Source organism: Cellulosimicrobium sp. NPDC057862 (genome assembly GCF_042797035.1).
GTDB lineage: Bacteria > Actinomycetota > Actinomycetes > Actinomycetales > Cellulomonadaceae > Cellulosimicrobium.
In genome coordinates, this window is record NZ_JBHVMH010000020.1 from 26900 (window position 1) to 46220 (window position 19321).

The window sequence follows — 19321 nt, forward strand, 5'->3', positions numbered from 1 at the left end:
GGCTCCGATGCCGACGCCCGGGTACCCCGCTCCCCCGCAGGCCACCCCGCCATCGCCCCCGACCGGGCCCGGTCCGGCCCCGGTCGGCTACGGTCCCGTCCCGCCAGGGCCGCTCTCACCGGGGCCGACCTACCCCGTCGCCGGGCTCCCCGGCCCGCCTCCGCCCGCCACGCGCCGCGGGCTCTCGCGCACCGCCGTCGGGCTGATCGTGGGCGCCGCGTGCCTCGCGGTGGGCGGCGGCGTCGGCTTCGCCGCCGGCGTCGCGAGCGACGCAGGCGGGCGGATCGCCGACTGGTACACCGCGCCGGTCGAGGACGAGTGGTCCGAGGACTGGTCGGACGAGGACTGGTCCGAGGGCGAGTGGGAGGGCTCCGGGACGCGGGCCGACCCGTGGTTCTTCGACGGCTACACCGTCGCCGGTGAGGAGTGGGAGGTCCTCCTCGACCCGCCGTACGAGGCGACCGCGGAGATCCTCGCGCACAGCGACGTCAACGTCGCACCGCCGGAGGGCACGGAGTACTGGATCGTCCCGGTGACCGCCACGTACTACGGCCCCAGCTCGCAGGTGAGCGCGTGGGGGGCGATCGACGTCGGCTTCGTCGGCGACGACGGCGTCCATGAGGACGGGCAGTGCGGCGCCGTGCCCGACGCCCTCGTCGGGGCGGGCCTCGTCGGGACCGACGACACCGTGTCGGGCAACGTGTGCGTCGCGGTCCCCGCGGGTGCGCCGGGGCTGTGGACGCTCTCGCTCGAGGGGTACGAGCCCTGGTATCTCACCGCGGACGACCCCCTCGCGGGCTGACCCGCACACGTCCCCGAGCGCGGCGACGGCGCCGTCCGTTGCTGTGGTCGGCCGGCGCGCACCGTGCCAGAGTCTCCCCATGGCGCACCCGCGGGAGACGCGATGAGCCCGCGGCCCCTCCGCGCCGTCCGAGGCTGGTGGGACGGAGTCCGGCCCGCCCCGGGGACGTTCTGGCGCTCGGCCGGCGCGGGCGTCCCCGGAGCCGTCGGCGGGGTGCCCGACGGCATGGCGACGGCGACGCTCGTCGGCGTCAACCCCATCCACGGCCTCTACGCGACGGCCGTCGGGCGCATCGCGGGCGGGCTGACCGTCGACTCGCGGCTCATGATCGTCACGACGACGAGCGCCGCCGCTCTCGCCGCCGGCTCGGCGCTCGAGGGCGTCGCCGACGAGGACCGGCTCGCCGCGCTCATCCTCCTCACGACGCTCGCCGGGGCGTTCATGGTCGTCGCCGGGCTCGTAGGGCTCGGCCGGCTCACGGGCTTCGTGTCGCACTCCGTGATGACCGGGTTCCTCACCGGCGTCTCCGTCAACATCCTGCTCGGCCAGCTCGACGACCTCACCGGCGCCGACCCCACCGCGTCGCTCGCCGTCGGGCAGGCGTACCAGGTGCTCCGCTCGCCCGGAACGTGGGACGTGCCGACGCTCGTGGTCGGCCTCGGTTCGGTCGTCCTGCTCCTGCTCCTCGGCCGGACGCGCGTCGCCCCGTACGCGGCCGTCGTCGCGCTCGTGGCGTCCGCCGTCGGCGTGTGGGCGCTCGGCGCGACGTCCGTCCAGCTCGTGGGGGACGCGGGCGCGATCCCCGCCGGCCTGCCCTCCCTCGCGCTGCCCGACCTGGGATCCGTCTCGGTCGACGTCGCCGTGGGCGCGCTCGCGGTGGCAGCGATCGTGCTCGTGCAGGGTGCGGGGGTCGCCGAGTCCGTCCCGAACCCCGGCGGGCGCCGCGCCGACCCGAACCGCAACTTCGTCGGACAGGGCATCGCGAACCTCGCAGCGGGGTTCTTCCGCGGCATCCCGGTCGGCGGCTCGGTCAGCCAGACGGCGATCAGCACCTCGGCCGGGGCGCGCGACCGCTGGGCGGGCATCATGTCGGGCGTGTGGGTGCTCGTCGTGCTCGTCGCGCTGTCCGGGCCGGTCGGGGCGGTCCCGTCGGCGACGCTCGCGGCGCTGCTCGCGGTCGCGTCGATCGGGTCGATCCGCCTCTCGGCGATGGCCACCGCGTGGCGCACGGGCAGCCAGTCCCAGGTCGCGATGGCGACGACGTTCCTCGCGACCCTGCTCCTGCCCGTCGCGGCCGCGGTCGGCATCGGGGCCGCGCTGTCGATCCTGCTCCAGGCCAACCGGGAGTCGCAGGACCTGCGGATCGTCCGTCTCGTCCCCCTGGAGGGCGGCCGCTACCGCGAGGAGCCGGCGCCCCGCCGTCTCGAGGACGCGACGGTCACCGTGCTCGACGTCTACGGGAGCCTGTTCTACGCCGGTGCCCGCTCGCTCGAGGCGGCGCTGCCGGAGCCCGCGCGCACGCGCGACGCCGTCGTGGTGCTGCGCCTGCGCGGCCGCGCGAGCCTCGGAGCGACCGCGTTCACCGTGCTCGCGCACTACGCGGACCTGCTCGGCGAGCACGGGGGCCGGCTCTACGTGAGCGGAGTGGACCCTGCGCTCGCGGAGAAGTTCGACCAGGTCATCGATGTGCGCCTGCACGAGCGGATCGCGGTGTTCCCGGCACGACCCGTGGTCGGCGAGTCGACCGCGGACGCGATGCGGCACGCCGACGCGTGGCTCGTGCGCGGGGTCGAGACGACCCAGATCCCCGTCGTGCGCCCGGACGGGCCGATGAAGCGGCTGTGGTCGCGCGTCCGCTCGGCACTGCACCGCGATTGACCGGACGCCGTCGCGGAGACGTCGCGGAGACGTCGCCGCGCGGCCCGGTGGCTCAGCCCGCGGTGCCGCCGCGCGCGTCGAACCGGTCGCGGTGGTCGCGGATCGTGGTCGTGTTCTCGAGCGCCCACTCGACGAGCGCGAGCACGGGCGGCAGGAGGGTCGCGCCGAGGTCGGTCAGCGCGTAGTCGACGCGCGGCGGAACGACGGCGTGCACCGTGCGGCTCACGAGCCCGTCGCGCTCGAGCTGCCGCAGGTTGAGCGTGAGCATGCGCTGCGAGATCCCGTCGATGCCGTGCAGGAGCTCCGTGAACCGCTGCGGCCCGCCCGAGAGCATGCCCAGGATGAGCACGCTCCACTTGTCCCCCACCCGGTCGAGCACCGACCGCACCTCGCTCGTGGCCTCGGCCGCGGCGCAGCCGCCCTCCGCCGGGAGGCCGTGCCGCTCGGCGAGCTCGCGCACCACGGGCACGTCGGTGGTCGGCGTCGTGGTCATGGGGTCTCCGTCTCCTCGGCGTGCTGCTCCGTGTGCCTCTCGCACACGGGTGTGCCTTTTGTAGCCGCCCCCATGGTTACCCATGATGTGCCCAGGCACAAAGAGTGACCGGCCGCCTCGGCCGTCGCCGCCGTACCCCTCGAAGGACTCACGCATGAACGTCGCCCTGTGGATCGCCTCCGGTCTGCTCGCCGCCGCCTTCCTCGGCGCCGGGCTCATGAAGGCCCTGCGCCCGATCCCCGTGCTCCAGGAGCAGATGCGGTGGGTCACGCCGGAGCGCACCGCGGGCGTTCGCGCGATCGGCTGGCTGGAGGTCGCCGGGGCGGTCGGTGTGATCCTCCCCTGGGCGCTCGGCATCGCGCCCGTGCTCACCCCGATCGCCGCCGTCGGGCTCGCGCTCACGCAGGTCGGCGCGATCCCGCTGCACGTCCGGCTCGGCGAGGCGAAGGCCGTACCGGCCAACGTCGTCCTGCTCGCCCTGGCCGTGTTCGTCGCCGTGGGCCGGTTCGCGGCCCTCTGAGCGCACCTCGCCGGCCACGACGGCGCACGCCCGCGCCGTGAGCGCGACCCGCCGCCGGCGGGGTGCGCTCAGCCCAGCGCGTCCACGAAGTCGACCCGCTGGGCTGCGAACCACGCCTCGTCGTCACGGATGGCGTCCCCTGCGCCGTCGTCCCACATGCGCTGCCAGCCGCCGCCGCGCGTCTGCGCCGCGTGGCGCATCGCGTACCAGCTCCGCGCGAACCGCTGCGCGAGCACGTCGAGCAGCGCGAGCCGCTCCGAGCGGTCCAGCCCGTACGCCTCGGCGAGGATGCGCGCGCGACGTGGGGCGTCGAGGTCGCGCAGGACCTCCGGCCGCCTCTCGGGCGCGCTCACGGGCGCCCAGTAGCGCAGGGTCGTCGCCACGTCGAGCAACCGCGTGGTCGGCGCCGCGAGGTCGAAGTCGATCACCCCGACGAGCCGGTGCGGACCCCGCGGGTCGTCGCCGGCCGGGACGAACAGCGCGTTCTCGACCGTGAGGTCGTTGTGCCCGACGACGTCCGGCACGTCGAACACGTCCGGCACCTCCGGGAACTGCGCCCGCTCGGGCCACGCGACGCCGTCAGGCAGCACGACGTCGTGCGACACGGCGTGGAGGTCCCGCAGCCACTCCCCGAGCTGGACGAGCACGTCCTCGTCGGTCGCCCACGCGTGCGGCGGGCGACCGCCCATCTCGCCCGGCAGGAACGTCACGACCTCCCGGCCGTCGTCGTCGATCCCGAGGAACCGAGGCGCGCGCTCGAATCCCGCGCGCTCCAGGTGCAACAGGTACGCCTCGACGGCGGGGCTGTGCGGACCGCGCGGACGGCGGACGGTGTCGCCGCGCCGGACGATCCCGTCCGACACGTCACCACCGAGCAGGGGGACCTCGACGTCGTCCGCGTCGTCGCGGTACGGGAGCAGATCGGTCATACCCGACACCCTCGCACGCGCGGCGGGCCCGTGGCCAGGCCCGCCGCGCCGTCGCGCTACGCGACCGCCTCGAACGGGTACCGGCGGCGCAGGACGAGCCGCTGCACGAGCGTCCACGTCACCGTCACGAGCAGGTACACGCCCGCGGCGAGCGGGACGAAGCACGCGATCACCGCGGTCATGAACTGGAGCGCGCCGAGCGCGTTCTGCAGACCCGGCGCGGCCAGGGGGCCGGCACCAGGGGCGCCGGGGCCGGTCGACGTCCGGGGCACGGCGAGACGACCACCGGGCTGGGACGCCCGGCGCGTGAGCTCCCCGACGAGCGCGACGAGAAGCACGACCGCACCCCCGACCACCAGGGTCGGGACGCCCGCCGCGCCCGCGCCGAACGAGCCGACGAGGCTCGTGCCGAGGGGCGCTCCCCCGAGCGTGTGGTCCAGCAGCGCGTTCGCGTGACCGGCGATCTGGGCGTGCAGGAACAGCGCGTAGACGACGGCGACCACGGGTGCCTGGGCGAGCATCGGCAGGCAGCCGGCGAACGGCGTCGTGCCCTCGCTGGCATAGAGGTCGAGGGTCGCGCGCTGGAGCTTCTGCGGGTCGTCCCGGTGGCGACGCTGGAGCTCGGCGAGCCGGGGCGCGAGGCGCGCGCGGTCGCGCTCCGCCTTGGCCTGCGAGACGCCGACGGGGACGAGCAGCGCGCGGACGGCGAGCGTCACCAGGACGACGGCGGCCGCGGCCGCAGCGCCTCCGGCGACGGGTTCGAGCAGGTCGGACAGGCCCATCAGGGCGCGGTAGGCGGCGTCGAGCACCGTGGAGACGAGCGGGAGGTCGAGCAGGTTCATGGTGGTGTCCTCGGTCGAACGTGCGGGGTACGCGTTCGCCGATCACCCTGAGCCGGGCAGGCAGGGGCACGCCGCAGCGTCGTGCGTGCGGGGTGTGCGGTGGAGAGACCTCGGCCGGGTGATCAGCCGAGGGGTAGGCCGGGCGCGCGTGGCCGGGCACGGCCAGGGGCGTCGGGGTCGCTCTGCGTGACGGCGGGACCGACGTCGACCGTGTCCCGCAGCCGGCCCGCCGGGCGCGCGGCGACGCCGAGCGAGAGCGGGGCGCCCCAGCGCGCGGTCATCGCGGCCACGGCCGCGACGAGGGCCGTGGCGCCGAGGAGGAAGAGCGTGGCCGTGAGGGTCGACGTGCCGAGCAGGAGCGCGAGCGCCGACGCGACGTCGCGCGCGACGACGAGCAGGTCGTTCATCGCGCCCTCCTCTCCGTTCACGGGCGGCCGTGGCCCCAGCCTAGGCCACGCCGAGCGCCGCCCACTCGTCGTCGGTGAGCAGGCGCGAGCGGATGATGAACCGCACGCCCTCGGGCGCCTCGACGCTGAACCCGGCGCCGCGGCCGGGCACGACGTCGATCGTCAGGTGCGTGTGCTTCCAGTACTCGAACTGCGCGCGGCTCATCCAGACCGGGACGGCGAACGCGTCGGCCCGGTCCCCGTCGGCGCCGCCGACGACCAGGTCGCCCAGGTGCACGTCCGCCTCGCCGAGCAGGAAGTCCCCCTGCGGGTAGCACATGGGCGACGACCCGTCGCAGCACCCGCCGGACTGGTGGAACATGAGGTCGCCGTGGACCGGTCGCAGCCGCGCGAGCAGCGCCGCGGCGTCGTCGGTGAGCGCGACCCGCGCCGGGGCCGCGCCGGCCGGGCCGGGCGAGGGGACGTCGTCGAGCACGGAACCTCCTGGGGTGGGCCGAGCATGCGCTTGCTGCCGCCGAGCATGCGGTTGTCTCCTGTCGACGCTCTCGGACGGGAGACAACCGCACGCTCGGCGGGGAGCGACCTAGAAGAAGCCGAGCTTCTGGGCCGAGTAGGAGACGAGGAGGTTCTTCGTCTGCTGGTAGTGGTCGAGCATCATCTTGTGGTTCTCGCGCCCGACGCCGGAGCCCTTGTAGCCGCCGAACGCCGCCGCCGCCGGGTAGGCGTGGTAGCAGTTGGTCCACACGCGACCGGCCTCGATGGTGCGGCCCGCGCGGTAGGCGGTGTTCCCCGACCGCGACCAGACGCCGGCGCCGAGCCCGTAGAGGGTGTCGTTGGCGATGGTCATGGCGTCGTCGAAGTCGGAGAAGTCGGTGACCGCGACGACGGGGCCGAAGATCTCCTCCTGGAAGATCCGCATCGAGTTCTTGCCCTCGAAGATCGTGGGCGTCACGTAGTACCCGCCCGCGAGGTCGCCGCCGAGCTCGGCACGCGTCCCGCCCGTCAGGACCTTCGCGCCCTCGGCCTTGCCGATCTCGATGTACGACAGGATCTTCTCGAGCTGGTCGTTGGACGCCTGGGCGCCGATCATCGTGGCGGTGTCGAGCGGGTTGCCCTGCTGCACGGCCCGCGTGCGCTCGACCGCGTCGCCGAGGAACGTGTCGTAGATCGACGACTGGATGAGCGCGCGCGACGGGCACGTGCACACCTCGCCCTGGTTGAGGGCGAACATCGTGAACCCCTCGAGGGCCTTGTCGTAGAAGTCGTCGCGCGCGTCGGCGACGTCGGAGAAGAAGATGTTGGGCGACTTCCCGCCGAGCTCGAGCGTGACCGGGATGATGTTCTGGCTCGCGTACTGCATGATCAGCCGGCCGGTCGTCGTCTCGCCCGTGAACGCGATCTTGCGGATGCGCGGGCTGGAGGCGAGCGGCTTGCCGGCCTCGACGCCGAACCCGTTGACGACGTTCACGACGCCTGGGGGCAGCAGGTCCCCGACGATGTCCAGGAGGAAGAGGATCGACGCGGGCGTCTGCTCGGCCGGCTTGAGCACGACGCAGTTGCCTGCCGCGAGCGCCGGGGCGAGCTTCCACACCGCCATGAGGATGGGGAAGTTCCACGGGATGATCTGCCCGACGACGCCGAGCGGCTCGTGGAAGTGGTAGGCGATCGTGTCCTCGTCGATCTCGGAGATCGACCCCTCCTGCGCGCGGATCGCACCCGCGAAGTAGCGGAAGTGGTCGATCGCGAGCGGGATGTCGGCCGCAAGCGTCTCGCGGACCGGCTTGCCGTTCTCCCACGTCTCCGCGACGGCGATCCGCTCGAGGTTCTCCTCCATGCGGTCGGCGATCTTGTTGAGGATGTTGGCGCGCTCGGTCGCGCTCGTGCGACCCCACGACCGGGCGGCGCCGTGCGCGGCGTCGAGCGCGCGCTCGACGTCGTCGGCGTTGCCGCGCGCGACCTCGGTGAAAGCGCGGCCCGTGACGGGGCTGGGGTTCTCGAAGTACTGCCCGCTCGACGGCGCGACGTACTCGCCGCCGATCCAGTGGTCGTACCGGGACTTGTACTCGGCGATCGCCCCGTCCGTGCCGGGGGCTGCGTAGACCGTCATCGTCTGCCTCCTCGTCGCGCCGACTCGCGGCGCTCGATCTCGCCGCGCTCCTGGGAGGTCGCCTCCGGGCGGGGAGTGCCCGACGGCGGTGCACGGCACGGCGCCTCGTCGCGCCGTGGCACGACGCTAGGCACCTGGGGGTTGCAGGACCGTTGCAGCGACGATGACGGTCAGGCGAGCTCGTCGTCGAGCAGGTCGAGGTGGGCGCGGGCGCGCACCCAGAGCGGGCTGCCGTGGTCGGCGACGCGCTGGAGGCGCGTCCACGCGGCGTGGTCCTCGGCGCCGTCGTCGGTGCGGGTCCACGCGTCGAGGACGGCGGCGTCGCCCGCCGACACGACGGCCGCGCGGAGCTCCGCCGCGAGCTCGGCGCGCAGGTGCTCGACGGCGGGCGCGCCGGAGCGCGGGAGGAGCGGTGCGCCGTAGGCGGCGACCGCCCCCGGGACGTCGCCGACCGCGAGCCGGTCGCGCACGACGTCGGCGTCCGTCCGCAGCGGTCGCGCGAGCCGGTACGGGCGGGAGCCGGCGAGGAGCGGGCCGGCGACGCGGCGCAGGCGCGAGACCTCCGCGCGCACGGTGACGTCCGAGAGTGCACCGGGGTGCAGGAGCACGGCGAGCTCGTCGGCGGCGAGGCCGCGCGGGTGCGCGGCGAGGAGCAGGAGGATCTCCGCGTGCCGCAACGACAGCCGGTGCTCGAAGCCGTCGGGGGCGCGGAGCACGGGCGTCGTGCCGAGCACGAACAGCTCGGGTCCTCCGTCGGGCGGCGGCACGGGGAGCGTTCCGGCGCGGTCGGTCGCCGTCGTCGCGGCAACCGCACGCTCGGCCAGCTCGCGCTCGAGGCTCAGCACCGTGGCGCGCACGAGCGAGAGCACGACGCCCGAGGCTGCCGACTGCCGGCCGGTGACGTCGAGGACGCCGAGGACCCGGCCGGTCCCGGGCTCGTGGATGGGGACGGCCGTGCAGCTGAACGCCTGCACGGGCCGGGAGAAGTGCTCCGCGCCGAGGACCTGCACCGCTCGGCGTGCGGCGAGCGCCGTCCCGGGGGCGTTGGTCCCGACGCGCTCCTCGCGCCACACCGACCCCTCGACGAACCCGACGCGGTCGACGGCGTCCCGCAGGGAGCGGCTGCCCTCGACCCACAGGAGGCGACCCGCGTCGTCGGACACGGCGACGGCCAGGCCGTCGTCCGCCGCGGCGTCGACCACGAGCTCGCGCACCACGGGCATCACACCCGCGAGCGGGTGGGCCTGGCGGTAGGCGACGAGGTCGTCGTGGGCGAGCGCGGACTCCGTGCGCGGGCCCTCGGGGTCGACGCCGCTGTGCACGGACCGGCGCCACGAGTCGGCCACCACCGGGTGGACGCCGGACGGGAGCACGCCGTCGGTGAGGAAGGACCGGTAGGCCGCGCGGACGGAGCGGGCGTCGCGGCGCGCGTCGGGGCGACGCGGGTGCGCGTCCGAGCGCAGCGGCGGTGCGAGGGTGCGCGACACGGGACCTCCCACGTCGTCGTGCGGTGCTGGGCCCCAGTGTAGGGCTCGCCCGTCGGCCCGCTACCGCGGCGGCGGGGCGGTCGCCCGCCCCACCGCGGCCGTCGCGGCCGTCGCGTCGGCCGCGACGCGGCGCAGCCCGGCGAGGACGACGCTCGTCGCCGCGGTGGGCGGGGCGCCGCGGCGCACGGCGGCGTACACCGGCCGGGTCCGCGGCGAGCGCAGCGGGCGGGCGACGACGTCGTAGCGCGGGTCGACGGCGAGGCCCGGCAGCAGCGCGACGGACAGCCCCGCCTCGACGTGGGCGAGCAGCAGCTCATAGCTGGGCAGCCGCGCGACGACGCGCGGCTCGAACCCGGCGTCGCGGCACGCGCTCTCGACGAGGGTCGACAGGTACCGGCCGGGCAGGTCCGCCGCCCACCGCGCGTCGGCGAGACCGGCGAGGTCGACCGGCCCCTCCCCCGCTGCCTCGCTCGCCGACGCACCCGCCGGCGCGACGAGGACGACCGGGTCCTCGAGCAGCGAGACGGTCGCGACGTCAGGCCCGGCGAGCCGCGCGCCGTCGAGCAGGTCGGCGGTCACCGCGACATCGACGTCCGCGCGGCGGAGCGCGGGCCCGCTCTCGCGGGGGTCGAGCTCGACGACCTCGACCTGCACCCGTGGGTGCTCGACGGCCAGCCGCCGCGCGAGGGGGATCACGAGGGCGCGGACGCCGCTCGAGAACGCCGCGACGCGCACGACCCCGGCCGGCTGCCCGTCGGGGTGGGCGAGCTCCGCCTCGGCGAGCGCCATCTGGTCGAGGATCACGCGCGCGTGCCGGGCGAGCGTGCGCCCCGCGGGCGTGAGGCGCACCCTCCGCCCGGTCCGCTCGACGAGGCGCGCCCCGGTCTCGGCCTCGAGCGCCGCGAGCTGCGCGGACACCGCGGACGGGCTCAGGTGCAGCGACGCACCGACCGCGCGCACGGTCCCGAGGCTCTCCAGTCGGGCGAGGATCTGAAGCCGGGAGGCGTTGAGCACGCGGTCCTCCGTTCCGTGCGGTCGTCGTCGGTTGTGCGGGTTTCCCGCACAGACTGTACGAGAAATCGTGCTGTACGCGCACAGTGCTCCGTCCCTACGCTCGACCCATGACCGCGCCTTCCCCTGCCCTCGCCTCGTCGTCCGCCGCCGGGCCCGTCCCCGAGCGGGCGGGGGACGACGCCGCGACCTTCTGGGCCGACGCCGACCGGCACCTCGTGCGGTACGGCGGGCCGTTCACGCCGGAGATCGTCGAGAGCGCGTCGGGCAGCTTCGTCACGACGGCCGACGGCCGGAAGGTCCTCGACTTCACGTCGGGGCAGATGAGCGCGATCCTCGGGCACAGCCACCCGGCGATCGTCGAGACGGTGCGGAGCCAGATCGGCACGCTCGACCACCTCTTCTCGGGGATGCTCTCGCGCCCCGTCGTCGACCTCGCGCGGCGCCTCGCGGGCACGCTGCCCGACCCGCTCGAGAAGGTCCTGCTCCTCACGACGGGCGCCGAGTCGAACGAGGCCGCGATCCGGATGGCGAAGCTCGTCACGGGTCGACACGAGGTCGTCTCGCTCGCCGGGTCGTGGCACGGCATGACGCACGCGGCAGCCGCGGCGACGTACAGCGCGGGACGCCGCGGCTACGGCCCGACGGCGCCCGGCAACCTCGTCATCCCCGTGCCGAACGCGTACCGCCCTGACCACCTCACGCCCGACGGCGCGCACGACTGGCGCCGCCAGCTCGACCTCGCGTTCGACCTCGTCGACGTGCAGTCCACGGGGAGCCTCGCGGCGTGCATCGTCGAGCCGATCCTCAGCTCGGGCGGGATCGTCGAGCTGCCGCCCGGCTACCTCGCGGCGCTGCGCGACAAGTGCCACGAGCGCGGGATGCTCCTCATCCTCGACGAGGCGCAGACCGCGCTGTGCCGGACGGGCTCCTGGTACGCGTTCGAGGGCCGCGACGGCGAGGAGCCCGTGGTCCCCGACATCCTCACGATCTCCAAGACGCTCGGCGCCGGCCTGCCGCTCGCCGCGGTGATCACGAGCGCCGAGATCGAGGAGCGCGCGCACGAGCGCGGCTTCCTGTTCTTCACGACGCACGTCTCGGACCCGCTCGTCGCGGCGGTCGGCAACACCGTCCTCGACGTGCTCGAGGCCGAGCGGATGGACGCCCGGGTGCGCGTGCTGGGCGACCGCCTGCGCGCCGGGCTGCTCGACCTCCAGGACCGCCACGCCACGATCGGCGACGTACGCGGGCGGGGTCTGCTCCAGGGCATCGAGCTCGTGCTCGACCGCGAGACGAAGGAGGGCGCCGACGCGCTCGGCGCCCTGGTCACCCGGCGGGCGCTGGACCTCGGGCTGCACATGAACGTCGTGCAGCTCCGGGGCATGGGCGGCGTGTTCCGCATCGCGCCCCCGCTCACGGTGAGCGAGGAGGAGCTCGACCTCGGTCTCGACCTCCTCGACCGCGCGCTCGGCGAGGCGGAGCGCGAGCTGCTCGGCTGAGCGCGCCCGGGTCACTCCCCGGCGGGCGTGCGGCGTGCGCCGACGGCCACCACGCCGTCGCGCACGACGACCGGCGCGCCCATCCCGGGGACGGCGAGCGACGCACGGACGCCGTCGACGACGCGGCCGTCGTCCCCGCCCGGCGTCTCGTAGACCAGCCAGAGCACGCCGCCCGGGACGAGCAGGGCCGCGAGCGCGCTCGACTCGGCGTGCGCGGCCCGGGTCCAGAAGACGTTGACGTTCACGGCGAAGGCGACGTCGAACGGACCACCGAGCGTGTCGGCGAGGTCGGGGTCCGAGACGTCCCCCTGACGCACGACGAGCCGGCCGTCGTCGACCGCGGCGCGGTTGCGGGCCGTCGTGCGGGCGACGGCCGTCGCGGACCTGTCGAGCGCGACGTAGCGCACGCCGGGGTGACGCGCGAGGACCAGCTCCACGGCCGCGCCGGGGCCGGGCCCGATCTCGAGCACGGCCGCGTCGCCGCGCAGGTCGAGCAGCGCGACGGCACGCTGGACCCGCTCAGGGACGGCACCCACCACGCCGTCAGTCTGGACCGACGGGCGAGCAGCGGCGAACGGCGAGCACGGCGAGCGGCCCGGGCGTACGGTCGGAGGCATGGCCGGTGCCGGGGCCGTCGTCCTCGCCTACGCCGCCGCCACCGCCCTCGGGTCGTGGACGGCGGTCCGCCACGACCTGCACTCCGAGCCGTTCGGACGCGACCCCCTCCCGCTGCCCGCCGCCCGCACCGTCGCGCTCGGGCTGGGCGGCGGCACCGCGATCCCCGTGGCCGTGACCGCGCTCGTGGCCCTCGCCGCGCCCCGCGCGGGCCGCGCGCGCGGCTGGGCGCGCACGTGCGTCGCGCTCGGCTCGACCTCCCTCGCGGGGACGCTCGTCGAGCCCGCGGCGTGGGGCCGTCGGGCACCCGGGGCGGACGTCCGGGCGGCCACCGCGCTCAACCTGGGGGCGTCCGTGCTCCTGCTGCGGCACGGCCTGCGGCACCTGGCGTAACACCGTCTCAGCATGCGCGACGGGCCTTCCGTGATGCGGACAGCCGACCTAGCCTGACGCTCGGACGGACCACCACCTCGGACACCCAGCTCCCGCCGCACGGAGGACACCATGCCCGCACCGCTCGACACCACCGAGAAGATCACCCAGTACGCCCACCCCGACCGCCTCGTGAGCACGGACTGGCTCGCCGAGCACCTCGGCCAGCCGGGCATCGTCGTCGTCGAGTCCGACGAGGACGTGCTGCTCTACGAGACCGGTCACATCCCCGGTGCGGTGAAGATCGACTGGCACACCGACCTCAACGACCCCGACACGCGCGACTACATCGACGGCAAGGGCTTCGCCCAGCTCCTCGGCGGCAAGGGCATCGGCCGCGACACGACGATCGTCGTCTACGGCGACAAGAACAACTGGTGGGCCGCGTACGCCGCGTGGGTCTTCACGCTGTTCGGCCACGAGGACGTGCGCCTGCTCGACGGCGGCCGCGGCAAGTGGATCGCGGAGGGCCGCGAGGTCACGACCGACGTCCCCGCGCCGGAGGCCGTCGAGTACCCGGTCGTCGAGCGCGACGACGTGACGATCCGCGCGTTCAAGGAGGACGTCCTCGCGCACATCGGCAACGGGCCGCTCGTCGACATCCGCTCCCCGCAGGAGTACACGGGTGAGCGCCTGCACATCCCGGACTACCCGGAGGAGGGTGTGCTGCGCGGCGGCCACATCCCGACGGCGCGCAACGTCCCGTGGGCGACCGCGGTCGCCGAGGACGGCACGTACAAGTCGCGCGAGCAGCTCGAGGCGATCTACCAGGAGGGCGGCCTCGGCCTCGCGACGGACGACGAGGTCGTCACGTACTGCCGCATCGGCGAGCGCTCGAGCCACACGTGGTTCGCGCTGACCTACCTCCTCGGCTTCGACAAGGTCCGTAACTACGACGGCTCGTGGACCGAGTGGGGCAACGCGGTGCGCGTCCCGATCGTCAAGGGCGAGGAGGCCGGCGCGGCCCCTGCGTCGCTCAACTGACGCACCCCTCGCACCGCACGCCCGACGGCGCGCGGCCGGCCCTCGTGGGCCCGCCGTGCGCCGTCGGCGTCTGCCGCGGGCATACGTCGCGCGCGCCGGGCGTTCCGCACGGTGGGACCAGCTCCCGGCCGCACGTCCCCGATGCAAGGATCGACATCATGAGCTCCTCGTCCGACACCTCGTCCCTGCCCGCGGCCCTCGCGGAGATCCGCGAGGACTTCCTCGCGCTGCCGGAGCGCGAGCGCCTCCAGCTCCTGCTCGAGTTCGCGAACGAGCTGCCCGACCTCCCGGAGCGCTACGCGAGCGCACCCGGGATGCTCGAGCGCATCGAGGAGTGCCAGTCGCCCGTGCGCGCGTTCGCCGAGGTCGACGCGGACGGCGTCGTGCACTTCTTCGCGACCGCTCCCGCCGAGGCGCCGACGACGCGCGGGTTCGCGTCGATCCTCGCCCAGGGCCTCTCGGGCCTGACCGCGCAGCAGGTGCTGGACGTGCCGGACGACTTCCCCATGTCGATCGGTCTCACGCGGGCCGTGAGCCCGCTGCGCATCGGCGGCATGAACGGCATGCTCACGCGCGCCAAGCGCCAGGTGCGCGAGCAGGTCGCCGCGCGCCCCTGACCCAGGGTCCCGCCGGCACCGACGGTCAGTCGCGGAGCGCGAGGCGGCGCGCGAGGACCGCGCAGACGACGAGCTGGAGCTGGTGGAACACGATCACCGGTACCGCGACGACGCCGGCGACGGCGACCGGGAACAGCACGCTCGCCATGGGCAGACCCGTGGCGAGCGACTTCTTGGACCCGCACATGAGGAGCGCGATCCGGTCCTCGGTCGAGAGTCGCAGGGCGGCCCCGCCCCACCATGTGAGCGCGAGCATCGCAGCGAGGACGAGCGCGCTCACGACGAGCAGCGCGACGATCGACCAGCCGGACACGCTCGACCACACGCCCGCCGAGGACGCGGCCGCGACGGCGCCGAACACGACGACGAGGATCGTGCCGCGGTCGACGCCGAGCGTGAGCCAGCGCCGCGCGCGGACCCAGTCGCCGACCCACGGCTGGAGGAGCTGCCCGACGACGAACGGCAGCAGGAGCTGGACCAGCACGGTCCGGAGCCCGCCGAGCCCGCCCGTGGGACCGTCGGCGCCGGCTGCCCCGCCCGGGCCGCTCATGAGCCACAGCACGAGCAGCGGGGTGATCACCATGCCGGCCACGTTCGACACCGTGGCGCCGCAGATGGCCCCCGCCACGTTGCCGCGCGCGACCGACGTGAACGCGACGGACGACTGCACCGTCGAGGGCAGCAGGGACAGGTAGAGCACGCCCGCGGCCAGGGGCGCCCCGACGAGCGGCTCGATCGCCCATGCCGTGACGAGCCCGAGCACCGGGAACGCGACGTACGTCGCCGCGAGGATGCCGCCCTGGAGGCGCCAGTTCCGCAGCCCGGCCCACACCTCGCGCGTCGACAGGCGCATGCCGTACACGAGGAACAGGACCGTGACCGCGACGTCCGCGACGGCGTCGACCACGCGCTGCGCGCCCGGCCCCACCGGCACGACGAGCCCGAGCACGAGCACGACGAGCAGCGTCACGACGAACGGGTCGACCCACCGGCTCAGGACTGCGCGCACGGGGACCGAGCCTAGCCCCGGTCAGAAGAGGGTGTAGCCGCCGTCGACCGTGACGACCGCGCCGGTCATGAAGCTCGACGCCGCGCTCGCGAGGAACACGACGGGCGGGCCGACCTCCTCCGGCTCGGCCCACCGGCGCATGGCGGCGGGCGCGACGCAGTCGTCGTAGTACTCGGGCTGGTCGACGGGCGACGCCTCGGTGCGCACGTACCCGGGCGCGACGGCGTTGACGCGGATGCCGTGCGGCGCCCACTCCGCGGCGAGACCCTTGGTGAGCTGGTGCACCGCCGCCTTCGAGGCCAGGTAGGCCGGCTGCCAGCGGGGCCGGTTGACGATCGACGCCGACATCGAGCCGACGTTGACGATCGTCCCCGGGCGACCGTCGGCGACCAGGGCGCGCGCGACCGCGCGCGAGCAGTACCAGACACCGTCGAGGTTGGTCGCGAGCGTGCGGTGCCACACGTCGTCGTCGATCTCGAGCGCGGCTCCCCCGACCGAGACCCCCGCGTTGTTGACGAGCAGGTCGATCGTCCCGAGGTCCGCGGCCACGCGCCCGACGACGTCGCCGACCTGCGCGCGGTCCGTCACGTCGAGCACGTACCCGCGCGTCGATCCCGTCCTCCCGCAGCGCGGCGGCCGCGTCCTCGGCGGCAGGTACCGTCGTCGCCGTGAGCGCGACCCGGGCGCCGGCCTCGCCGAGCGCGCGGGCGACGGCGCGCCCGATCCCGCGGCTCCCGCCGGTGAGCAGGGCCGTGCGGTCGGCGAGCGAGAACGAGTCGAGGACGGTCACGCGGGACAGTCGACCACGGGGCTCGTCAGAAGTCGAAGAGGTCCTCGAGCCACGACTCCTTCTTCTTCCGCTTGCGGTAGCGGGGGTCGTAGCCGTCGCGCCCGTCGTAGCGGCGGTCGCGGTCGTCGCGGTAGCGGTCGTCCCGGTACCGGTCGTCGCCGTACTGGTCACCCCGGTAGCGGTCACGGTCGTCGTAGCGACGGTCGTCCCGGCGCTCCTCGCGCCGCTCGCCGTAGCCGGGCGTGCCGTAGTCCACGGCGGGCGCCGGCGGGTACGACGTCGGCGCGGGGGCAGGCGGAGCGGCAGGGGCCGGAGGGGTGGGTGCGGCAGCGGTCGGTCCCGCGGCCTCGGCGGCGATCTCGCTCTCCAGCGAGCGGTCGATGATCTTGTCGAGCTCCCCGCGGTCGAGCCACACGCCGCGGCACGTCGGGCAGTAGTCGATCTCCACGCCCTTGCGCTCGGTCATGACGAGCACGGTCTGGTCGGTGGGGCACAGCATGTCTGCCTCCTCGCGAGATGGGCCGGGCACGGTCGGCGCCCGCACGGTACTGCGGAGTCCAACGCGGCTGCCGCGCGCGCGGTTCCCGCCCGGCCGCGTCAGCCGGTGCGACGCTCGTTCGCGAACCGGTCGCGCAGCTCGTCGGCGCGGTGCACCTCGTCGTCGAGCGCGGCGAGCGCGTCGGCGACCCGCGGAAGGAAGTCGGCCCCGGCCCGGAACCACTCGACCCCTTCGAGGAAGCGTTCTGCCGCGGCGTCGTCGTGCAGGGCGAGCGCGAGGTCGGCGCGGAGCACGAGGGCGCGGAACCGGACACGCTCGGCGACGCTGCGGGTCCGCACGCCCTCTGCGGCGAAGGCCCGGTCGAGGACCTGGGCGGCGCCACCCGGGTCCCCTGCCGCGCGGAGGATGCGGGCGTGCTCCAGAGCGCGGCTCAGGTCCGGCGGTTCCTCGGCGCCGCGGCGTGGCAGCCCGGGCACGAAGGCCCCACCAGCCACGCCGCACCTCCCGCCTCCCGCCGACAGCCCGACCACACTAACCCTGGTGGTGCGGCCCGGCACGGCGGGAGACAGGAGGCGGGTCGTCAGCGCTGCACGCGCGCGCTGCCGCCGGAGGCGAGCTTGCGGACCTCGGCGAGCGACGCCGTCGAGGTGTCGCCCGGCGTGGTCATCGCGAGCGCGCCGTGCGCGGCCCCGTACTCGACCGCCTCGTGGATCGAGCCGAGCTCCAGGAGCCCGTACGCGAGGCCCGACGCGAACGAGTCGCCGCCGCCCACGCGGTCGAGGATCTCCAGCCCGGGGCGGTGCGTCGCCTCGGCGAAGCCCTGCACGCGCGACCACGCGATCGCGCCCCAGTCGTTCACGGTCGCCGTCCTCACGCCGCGCAGCGTCGTCGCGATGACCTGGAAGTTGGGGTACTCCTCGGCGGCCCGCGCGATCATCGCGCGGAAGGCCCCGGTGTCGAGGTCGGTGAGGTTCTCGTCGACGCCCTCGACCTCGAAGCCGAGCGAGGCGGTGAAGTCCTCCTCGTTCCCGATCATCACGTCGACGTACCGGGCGAGGCGGCGGTTGACCTCCTGCGCGCGCTCGACGCCGCCGATGCCCTTCCAGAGCGAGGGCCGGTAGTTGAGGTCGTAGGACACGACCGTGCCGTGGCGGCGCGCGGCGGCCATGGCCGCCTCCGCGACGTCGGCGGACGACTCCGACAGCGCGGCGAAGATGCCGCCGGTGTGGAACCAGCGCACGCCGCGGCCGAACACGTCGTCCCAGTCGACGTCGTCGGGCCGGAGCTGGGCGATCGCGGTGTTGCCGCGGTCGGAGACGCCGACCGCGCCGCGCACGCCGAAGCCGCGCTCGGTGAAGTTGAGCCCATTGCGCACGGTGCGCCCGATGCCGTCGTACTCGCGCCACTGCACCCAGCGCGTGTCGAGCCCGCCGGTGAGCATGAGGTCCTCGACGAGGCGGCCGACCTCGTTGTCCGCGAGCGCGGTGACGACCGCGCCGCGCAGCCCGAAGGCGCGGCGCAGCCCGCGCGCGACGTTGTACTCTCCGCCACCTTCCCAGGCGTCGAAGCTGCGGGCGGTCTTGATGCGGCGCTCGCCCGGGTCGAGGCGGAGCATGACCTCACCGAGGGCGACGACGTCGTAGGCGCACTCGTCCGCGGGCCGCAGGGCGAGCGGGGGCTGGTCGGTCGAGGGGGTCGCGGTCGTGTCGGTCACGGGTCAGGCTCCTTCGGCGGGACGGGGGGCCGTGGCGGCGAGCTCGACGGCCTCGCGCGTGCGGCGGGTGATCTCGGCGGTGTCGCCCGCGCGCACGAGCGCGGCGTCGACCATCCACGAGCCGCCGGCAGCGAGCACCGACGGCAGCGCGAGGTAGTCCAGGAGGTTGGCGGCGCTCACCCCGCCGGTCGGGACGAAGCGGAGGCCGGGGAACGGCGCGGAGAACGCCTTGACCGCCGCCGGCCCGCCGACGACGTTCGCCGGGAACAGCTTGACGGCGTCCAGACCGAGGTCGAGCGCGGCGATGACGTCCGACGGCGTCGCGACCCCGGGCAGGATCGGCACCCCGACCTCCTGCGCGCGGCGCACGACGGCGGCCGACAGCCCCGGCGAGACGAGGAAGCGGGCTCCGGCCTCGACGGCCTCGTCCACCTGGGCCGCGTTGACGACGGTCCCCGCGCCGACGAGCACGTCCGGCACCTCGCGCGCGATCGCCTCGATCGCGGCGCGCGCACCCGCGGTGCGGAAGGTCACCTCCGCGACGGGAAGACCGCCGTCGCGCAGCGCGCTCGCGACGAGCACGCCCTGCTCCGCGTCGTCGACGACGACGACCGGCACGACGCGGGCGCGTGCGATCGCCTCCAGGGGTCCGTGGGATGACATCCTCGCTCCGTTTCGCTATGGTG

Annotated in this window: 21 protein-coding genes and 1 pseudogene; 7 read left to right on the forward strand and 15 right to left on the reverse strand. The window is 74.9% G+C overall.

The window, feature by feature from the left end; genetic code table 11:
- Positions 1–7 precede the first annotated feature (7 nt).
- Together ACFVN3_RS18305 and ACFVN3_RS18310 are read left to right on the forward strand one after the other, a co-directional pair.
- Entirely contained in the window at positions 8–802 is a 795-nt protein-coding gene (locus tag ACFVN3_RS18305) for a hypothetical protein (protein ID WP_378234390.1), read from the forward strand.
- Positions 803–904: 102 nt separating this feature from the next.
- Positions 905–2680, forward strand: coding sequence for a SulP family inorganic anion transporter (locus tag ACFVN3_RS18310; RefSeq protein WP_378234391.1), 1776 nt, complete (start codon positions 905–907; stop codon positions 2678–2680).
- 52 nt (positions 2681–2732) lie between these two features.
- Here ACFVN3_RS18310 and ACFVN3_RS18315 read toward each other — a convergent pair whose 3' ends face one another.
- Complete coding sequence (locus ACFVN3_RS18315; RefSeq protein WP_378234393.1) at positions 2733–3173, reverse strand: winged helix-turn-helix transcriptional regulator; 441 nt, start codon at positions 3171–3173, stop codon at positions 2733–2735.
- A gap of 154 nt (positions 3174–3327) precedes the next feature.
- On the opposite strand from ACFVN3_RS18315, the gene ACFVN3_RS18320 reads away from it, so the two are divergent.
- Positions 3328–3693 carry a DoxX family protein gene (locus ACFVN3_RS18320; RefSeq protein WP_378234394.1) on the forward strand — a complete coding sequence of 122 codons (366 nt, stop codon included), beginning with the start codon at positions 3328–3330 and terminating at the stop codon, positions 3691–3693.
- Positions 3694–3761: 68 nt separating this feature from the next.
- Here the strand turns inward: ACFVN3_RS18320 and ACFVN3_RS18325 are convergent, their stop codons facing one another.
- The 7 genes from ACFVN3_RS18325 to ACFVN3_RS18355 all read right to left on the reverse strand — a co-directional run bounded on the left by ACFVN3_RS18325 (position 3762) and on the right by ACFVN3_RS18355 (position 10479).
- Positions 3762–4622 (reverse strand): phosphotransferase, encoded by an 861-nt coding sequence (locus tag ACFVN3_RS18325; protein ID WP_378234395.1) that lies wholly within the window; start codon positions 4620–4622, stop codon positions 3762–3764.
- 56 nt (positions 4623–4678) lie between these two features.
- Positions 4679–5464 carry a YidC/Oxa1 family membrane protein insertase gene (locus ACFVN3_RS18330; protein ID WP_378234396.1) on the reverse strand — a complete coding sequence of 262 codons (786 nt, stop codon included), beginning with the start codon at positions 5462–5464 and terminating at the stop codon, positions 4679–4681.
- Between the two features lie 122 nt (positions 5465–5586).
- Positions 5587–5871, reverse strand: coding sequence for a DUF6412 domain-containing protein (locus tag ACFVN3_RS18335; RefSeq protein ID WP_378234397.1), 285 nt, complete (start codon positions 5869–5871; stop codon positions 5587–5589).
- 40 nt (positions 5872–5911) lie between these two features.
- The gene (locus tag ACFVN3_RS18340) at positions 5912–6346 is read right to left on the reverse strand and encodes a DUF779 domain-containing protein (protein WP_378234398.1); all 435 of its coding nucleotides are present in this window, start codon (positions 6344–6346) and stop codon (positions 5912–5914) included.
- Positions 6347–6454: 108 nt separating this feature from the next.
- Positions 6455–7978 carry an aldehyde dehydrogenase gene (gene adh / locus ACFVN3_RS18345; protein WP_378234399.1) on the reverse strand — a complete coding sequence of 508 codons (1524 nt, stop codon included), beginning with the start codon at positions 7976–7978 and terminating at the stop codon, positions 6455–6457.
- Positions 7979–8148: 170 nt separating this feature from the next.
- On the reverse strand, positions 8149–9465 hold the full coding sequence (locus ACFVN3_RS18350; RefSeq protein WP_378234400.1) for a transcriptional regulator: 1317 nt from the start codon (positions 9463–9465) through the stop codon (positions 8149–8151).
- Between the two features lie 60 nt (positions 9466–9525).
- The gene (locus ACFVN3_RS18355) at positions 9526–10479 is read right to left on the reverse strand and encodes a LysR family transcriptional regulator (protein ID WP_378234401.1); all 954 of its coding nucleotides are present in this window, start codon (positions 10477–10479) and stop codon (positions 9526–9528) included.
- A gap of 107 nt (positions 10480–10586) precedes the next feature.
- Here ACFVN3_RS18355 and ACFVN3_RS18360 point away from each other — a divergent pair, with 107 nt between their 5' ends.
- On the forward strand, positions 10587–11975 hold the full coding sequence (locus ACFVN3_RS18360; protein ID WP_378234403.1) for an aspartate aminotransferase family protein: 1389 nt from the start codon (positions 10587–10589) through the stop codon (positions 11973–11975).
- Positions 11976–11986: 11 nt separating this feature from the next.
- On the opposite strand, the gene ACFVN3_RS18365 is transcribed toward ACFVN3_RS18360, so the two are convergent.
- Positions 11987–12514 (reverse strand): SAM-dependent methyltransferase, encoded by a 528-nt coding sequence (locus ACFVN3_RS18365; RefSeq protein ID WP_378234404.1) that lies wholly within the window; start codon positions 12512–12514, stop codon positions 11987–11989.
- Positions 12515–12590: 76 nt separating this feature from the next.
- Between ACFVN3_RS18365 and ACFVN3_RS18370 the strand changes: the two genes are divergently transcribed.
- The 3 genes from ACFVN3_RS18370 to ACFVN3_RS18380 all read left to right on the forward strand — a co-directional run bounded on the left by ACFVN3_RS18370 (position 12591) and on the right by ACFVN3_RS18380 (position 14623).
- Entirely contained in the window at positions 12591–12983 is a 393-nt protein-coding gene (locus ACFVN3_RS18370) for a hypothetical protein (RefSeq protein WP_378234405.1), read from the forward strand.
- A 111-nt stretch (positions 12984–13094) separates the two neighbouring features.
- Positions 13095–14006 (forward strand): sulfurtransferase, encoded by a 912-nt coding sequence (locus ACFVN3_RS18375; RefSeq protein ID WP_378234406.1) that lies wholly within the window; start codon positions 13095–13097, stop codon positions 14004–14006.
- A gap of 158 nt (positions 14007–14164) precedes the next feature.
- The gene (locus ACFVN3_RS18380; protein ID WP_378234407.1) at positions 14165–14623 is read left to right on the forward strand and encodes a SufE family protein; all 459 of its coding nucleotides are present in this window, start codon (positions 14165–14167) and stop codon (positions 14621–14623) included.
- Between the two features lie 25 nt (positions 14624–14648).
- On the opposite strand, the gene ACFVN3_RS18385 is transcribed toward ACFVN3_RS18380, so the two are convergent.
- From ACFVN3_RS18385 to eda, 6 genes and pseudogenes are all read right to left on the reverse strand, one after another.
- The gene (locus ACFVN3_RS18385; protein ID WP_378234409.1) at positions 14649–15632 is read right to left on the reverse strand and encodes a bile acid:sodium symporter family protein; all 984 of its coding nucleotides are present in this window, start codon (positions 15630–15632) and stop codon (positions 14649–14651) included.
- A gap of 21 nt (positions 15633–15653) precedes the next feature.
- Positions 15654–16422, reverse strand: a pseudogene (locus ACFVN3_RS18390) (SDR family NAD(P)-dependent oxidoreductase).
- Positions 16423–16447: 25 nt separating this feature from the next.
- Positions 16448–16921, reverse strand: a complete 474-nt coding sequence (locus tag ACFVN3_RS18395) for a zf-TFIIB domain-containing protein (RefSeq protein ID WP_378234411.1) — start codon at positions 16919–16921, stop codon at positions 16448–16450.
- Positions 16922–17019: 98 nt separating this feature from the next.
- The gene (locus ACFVN3_RS18400) at positions 17020–17415 is read right to left on the reverse strand and encodes a hypothetical protein (RefSeq protein WP_378234412.1); all 396 of its coding nucleotides are present in this window, start codon (positions 17413–17415) and stop codon (positions 17020–17022) included.
- Positions 17416–17501: 86 nt separating this feature from the next.
- Entirely contained in the window at positions 17502–18635 is a 1134-nt protein-coding gene (locus ACFVN3_RS18405; RefSeq protein WP_378234414.1) for a PfkB family carbohydrate kinase, read from the reverse strand.
- A gap of 3 nt (positions 18636–18638) precedes the next feature.
- Positions 18639–19298 (reverse strand): bifunctional 4-hydroxy-2-oxoglutarate aldolase/2-dehydro-3-deoxy-phosphogluconate aldolase, encoded by a 660-nt coding sequence (gene eda / locus ACFVN3_RS18410; RefSeq protein WP_378234415.1) that lies wholly within the window; start codon positions 19296–19298, stop codon positions 18639–18641.
- Between the last annotated feature and the right edge of the window lie 23 nt (positions 19299–19321).

Bases quoted from the DNA above. Each gene is read 5' to 3' on its own strand.
- ACFVN3_RS18305 (WP_378234390.1), top strand. From the start codon at position 8: ATGCCGACGCCCGGGTACCCCGCTCCCCCGCAGGCCACCCCGCCATCG.
- ACFVN3_RS18310 (WP_378234391.1), top strand. From the start codon at position 905: ATGAGCCCGCGGCCCCTCCGCGCCGTCCGAGGCTGGTGGGACGGAGTC.
- ACFVN3_RS18315 (WP_378234393.1), bottom strand. From the start codon at position 3,173: ATGACCACGACGCCGACCACCGACGTGCCCGTGGTGCGCGAGCTCGCC.
- ACFVN3_RS18320 (WP_378234394.1), top strand. From the start codon at position 3,328: ATGAACGTCGCCCTGTGGATCGCCTCCGGTCTGCTCGCCGCCGCCTTC.
- ACFVN3_RS18325 (WP_378234395.1), bottom strand. From the start codon at position 4,622: ATGACCGATCTGCTCCCGTACCGCGACGACGCGGACGACGTCGAGGTC.
- ACFVN3_RS18330 (WP_378234396.1), bottom strand. From the start codon at position 5,464: ATGAACCTGCTCGACCTCCCGCTCGTCTCCACGGTGCTCGACGCCGCC.
- ACFVN3_RS18335 (WP_378234397.1), bottom strand. From the start codon at position 5,871: ATGAACGACCTGCTCGTCGTCGCGCGCGACGTCGCGTCGGCGCTCGCG.
- adh (WP_378234399.1), bottom strand. From the start codon at position 7,978: ATGACGGTCTACGCAGCCCCCGGCACGGACGGGGCGATCGCCGAGTAC.
- ACFVN3_RS18360 (WP_378234403.1), top strand. From the start codon at position 10,587: ATGACCGCGCCTTCCCCTGCCCTCGCCTCGTCGTCCGCCGCCGGGCCC.
- ACFVN3_RS18370 (WP_378234405.1), top strand. From the start codon at position 12,591: ATGGCCGGTGCCGGGGCCGTCGTCCTCGCCTACGCCGCCGCCACCGCC.
- ACFVN3_RS18375 (WP_378234406.1), top strand. From the start codon at position 13,095: ATGCCCGCACCGCTCGACACCACCGAGAAGATCACCCAGTACGCCCAC.
- ACFVN3_RS18380 (WP_378234407.1), top strand. From the start codon at position 14,165: ATGAGCTCCTCGTCCGACACCTCGTCCCTGCCCGCGGCCCTCGCGGAG.
- ACFVN3_RS18395 (WP_378234411.1), bottom strand. From the start codon at position 16,921: ATGCTGTGCCCCACCGACCAGACCGTGCTCGTCATGACCGAGCGCAAG.
- eda (WP_378234415.1), bottom strand. From the start codon at position 19,298: ATGTCATCCCACGGACCCCTGGAGGCGATCGCACGCGCCCGCGTCGTG.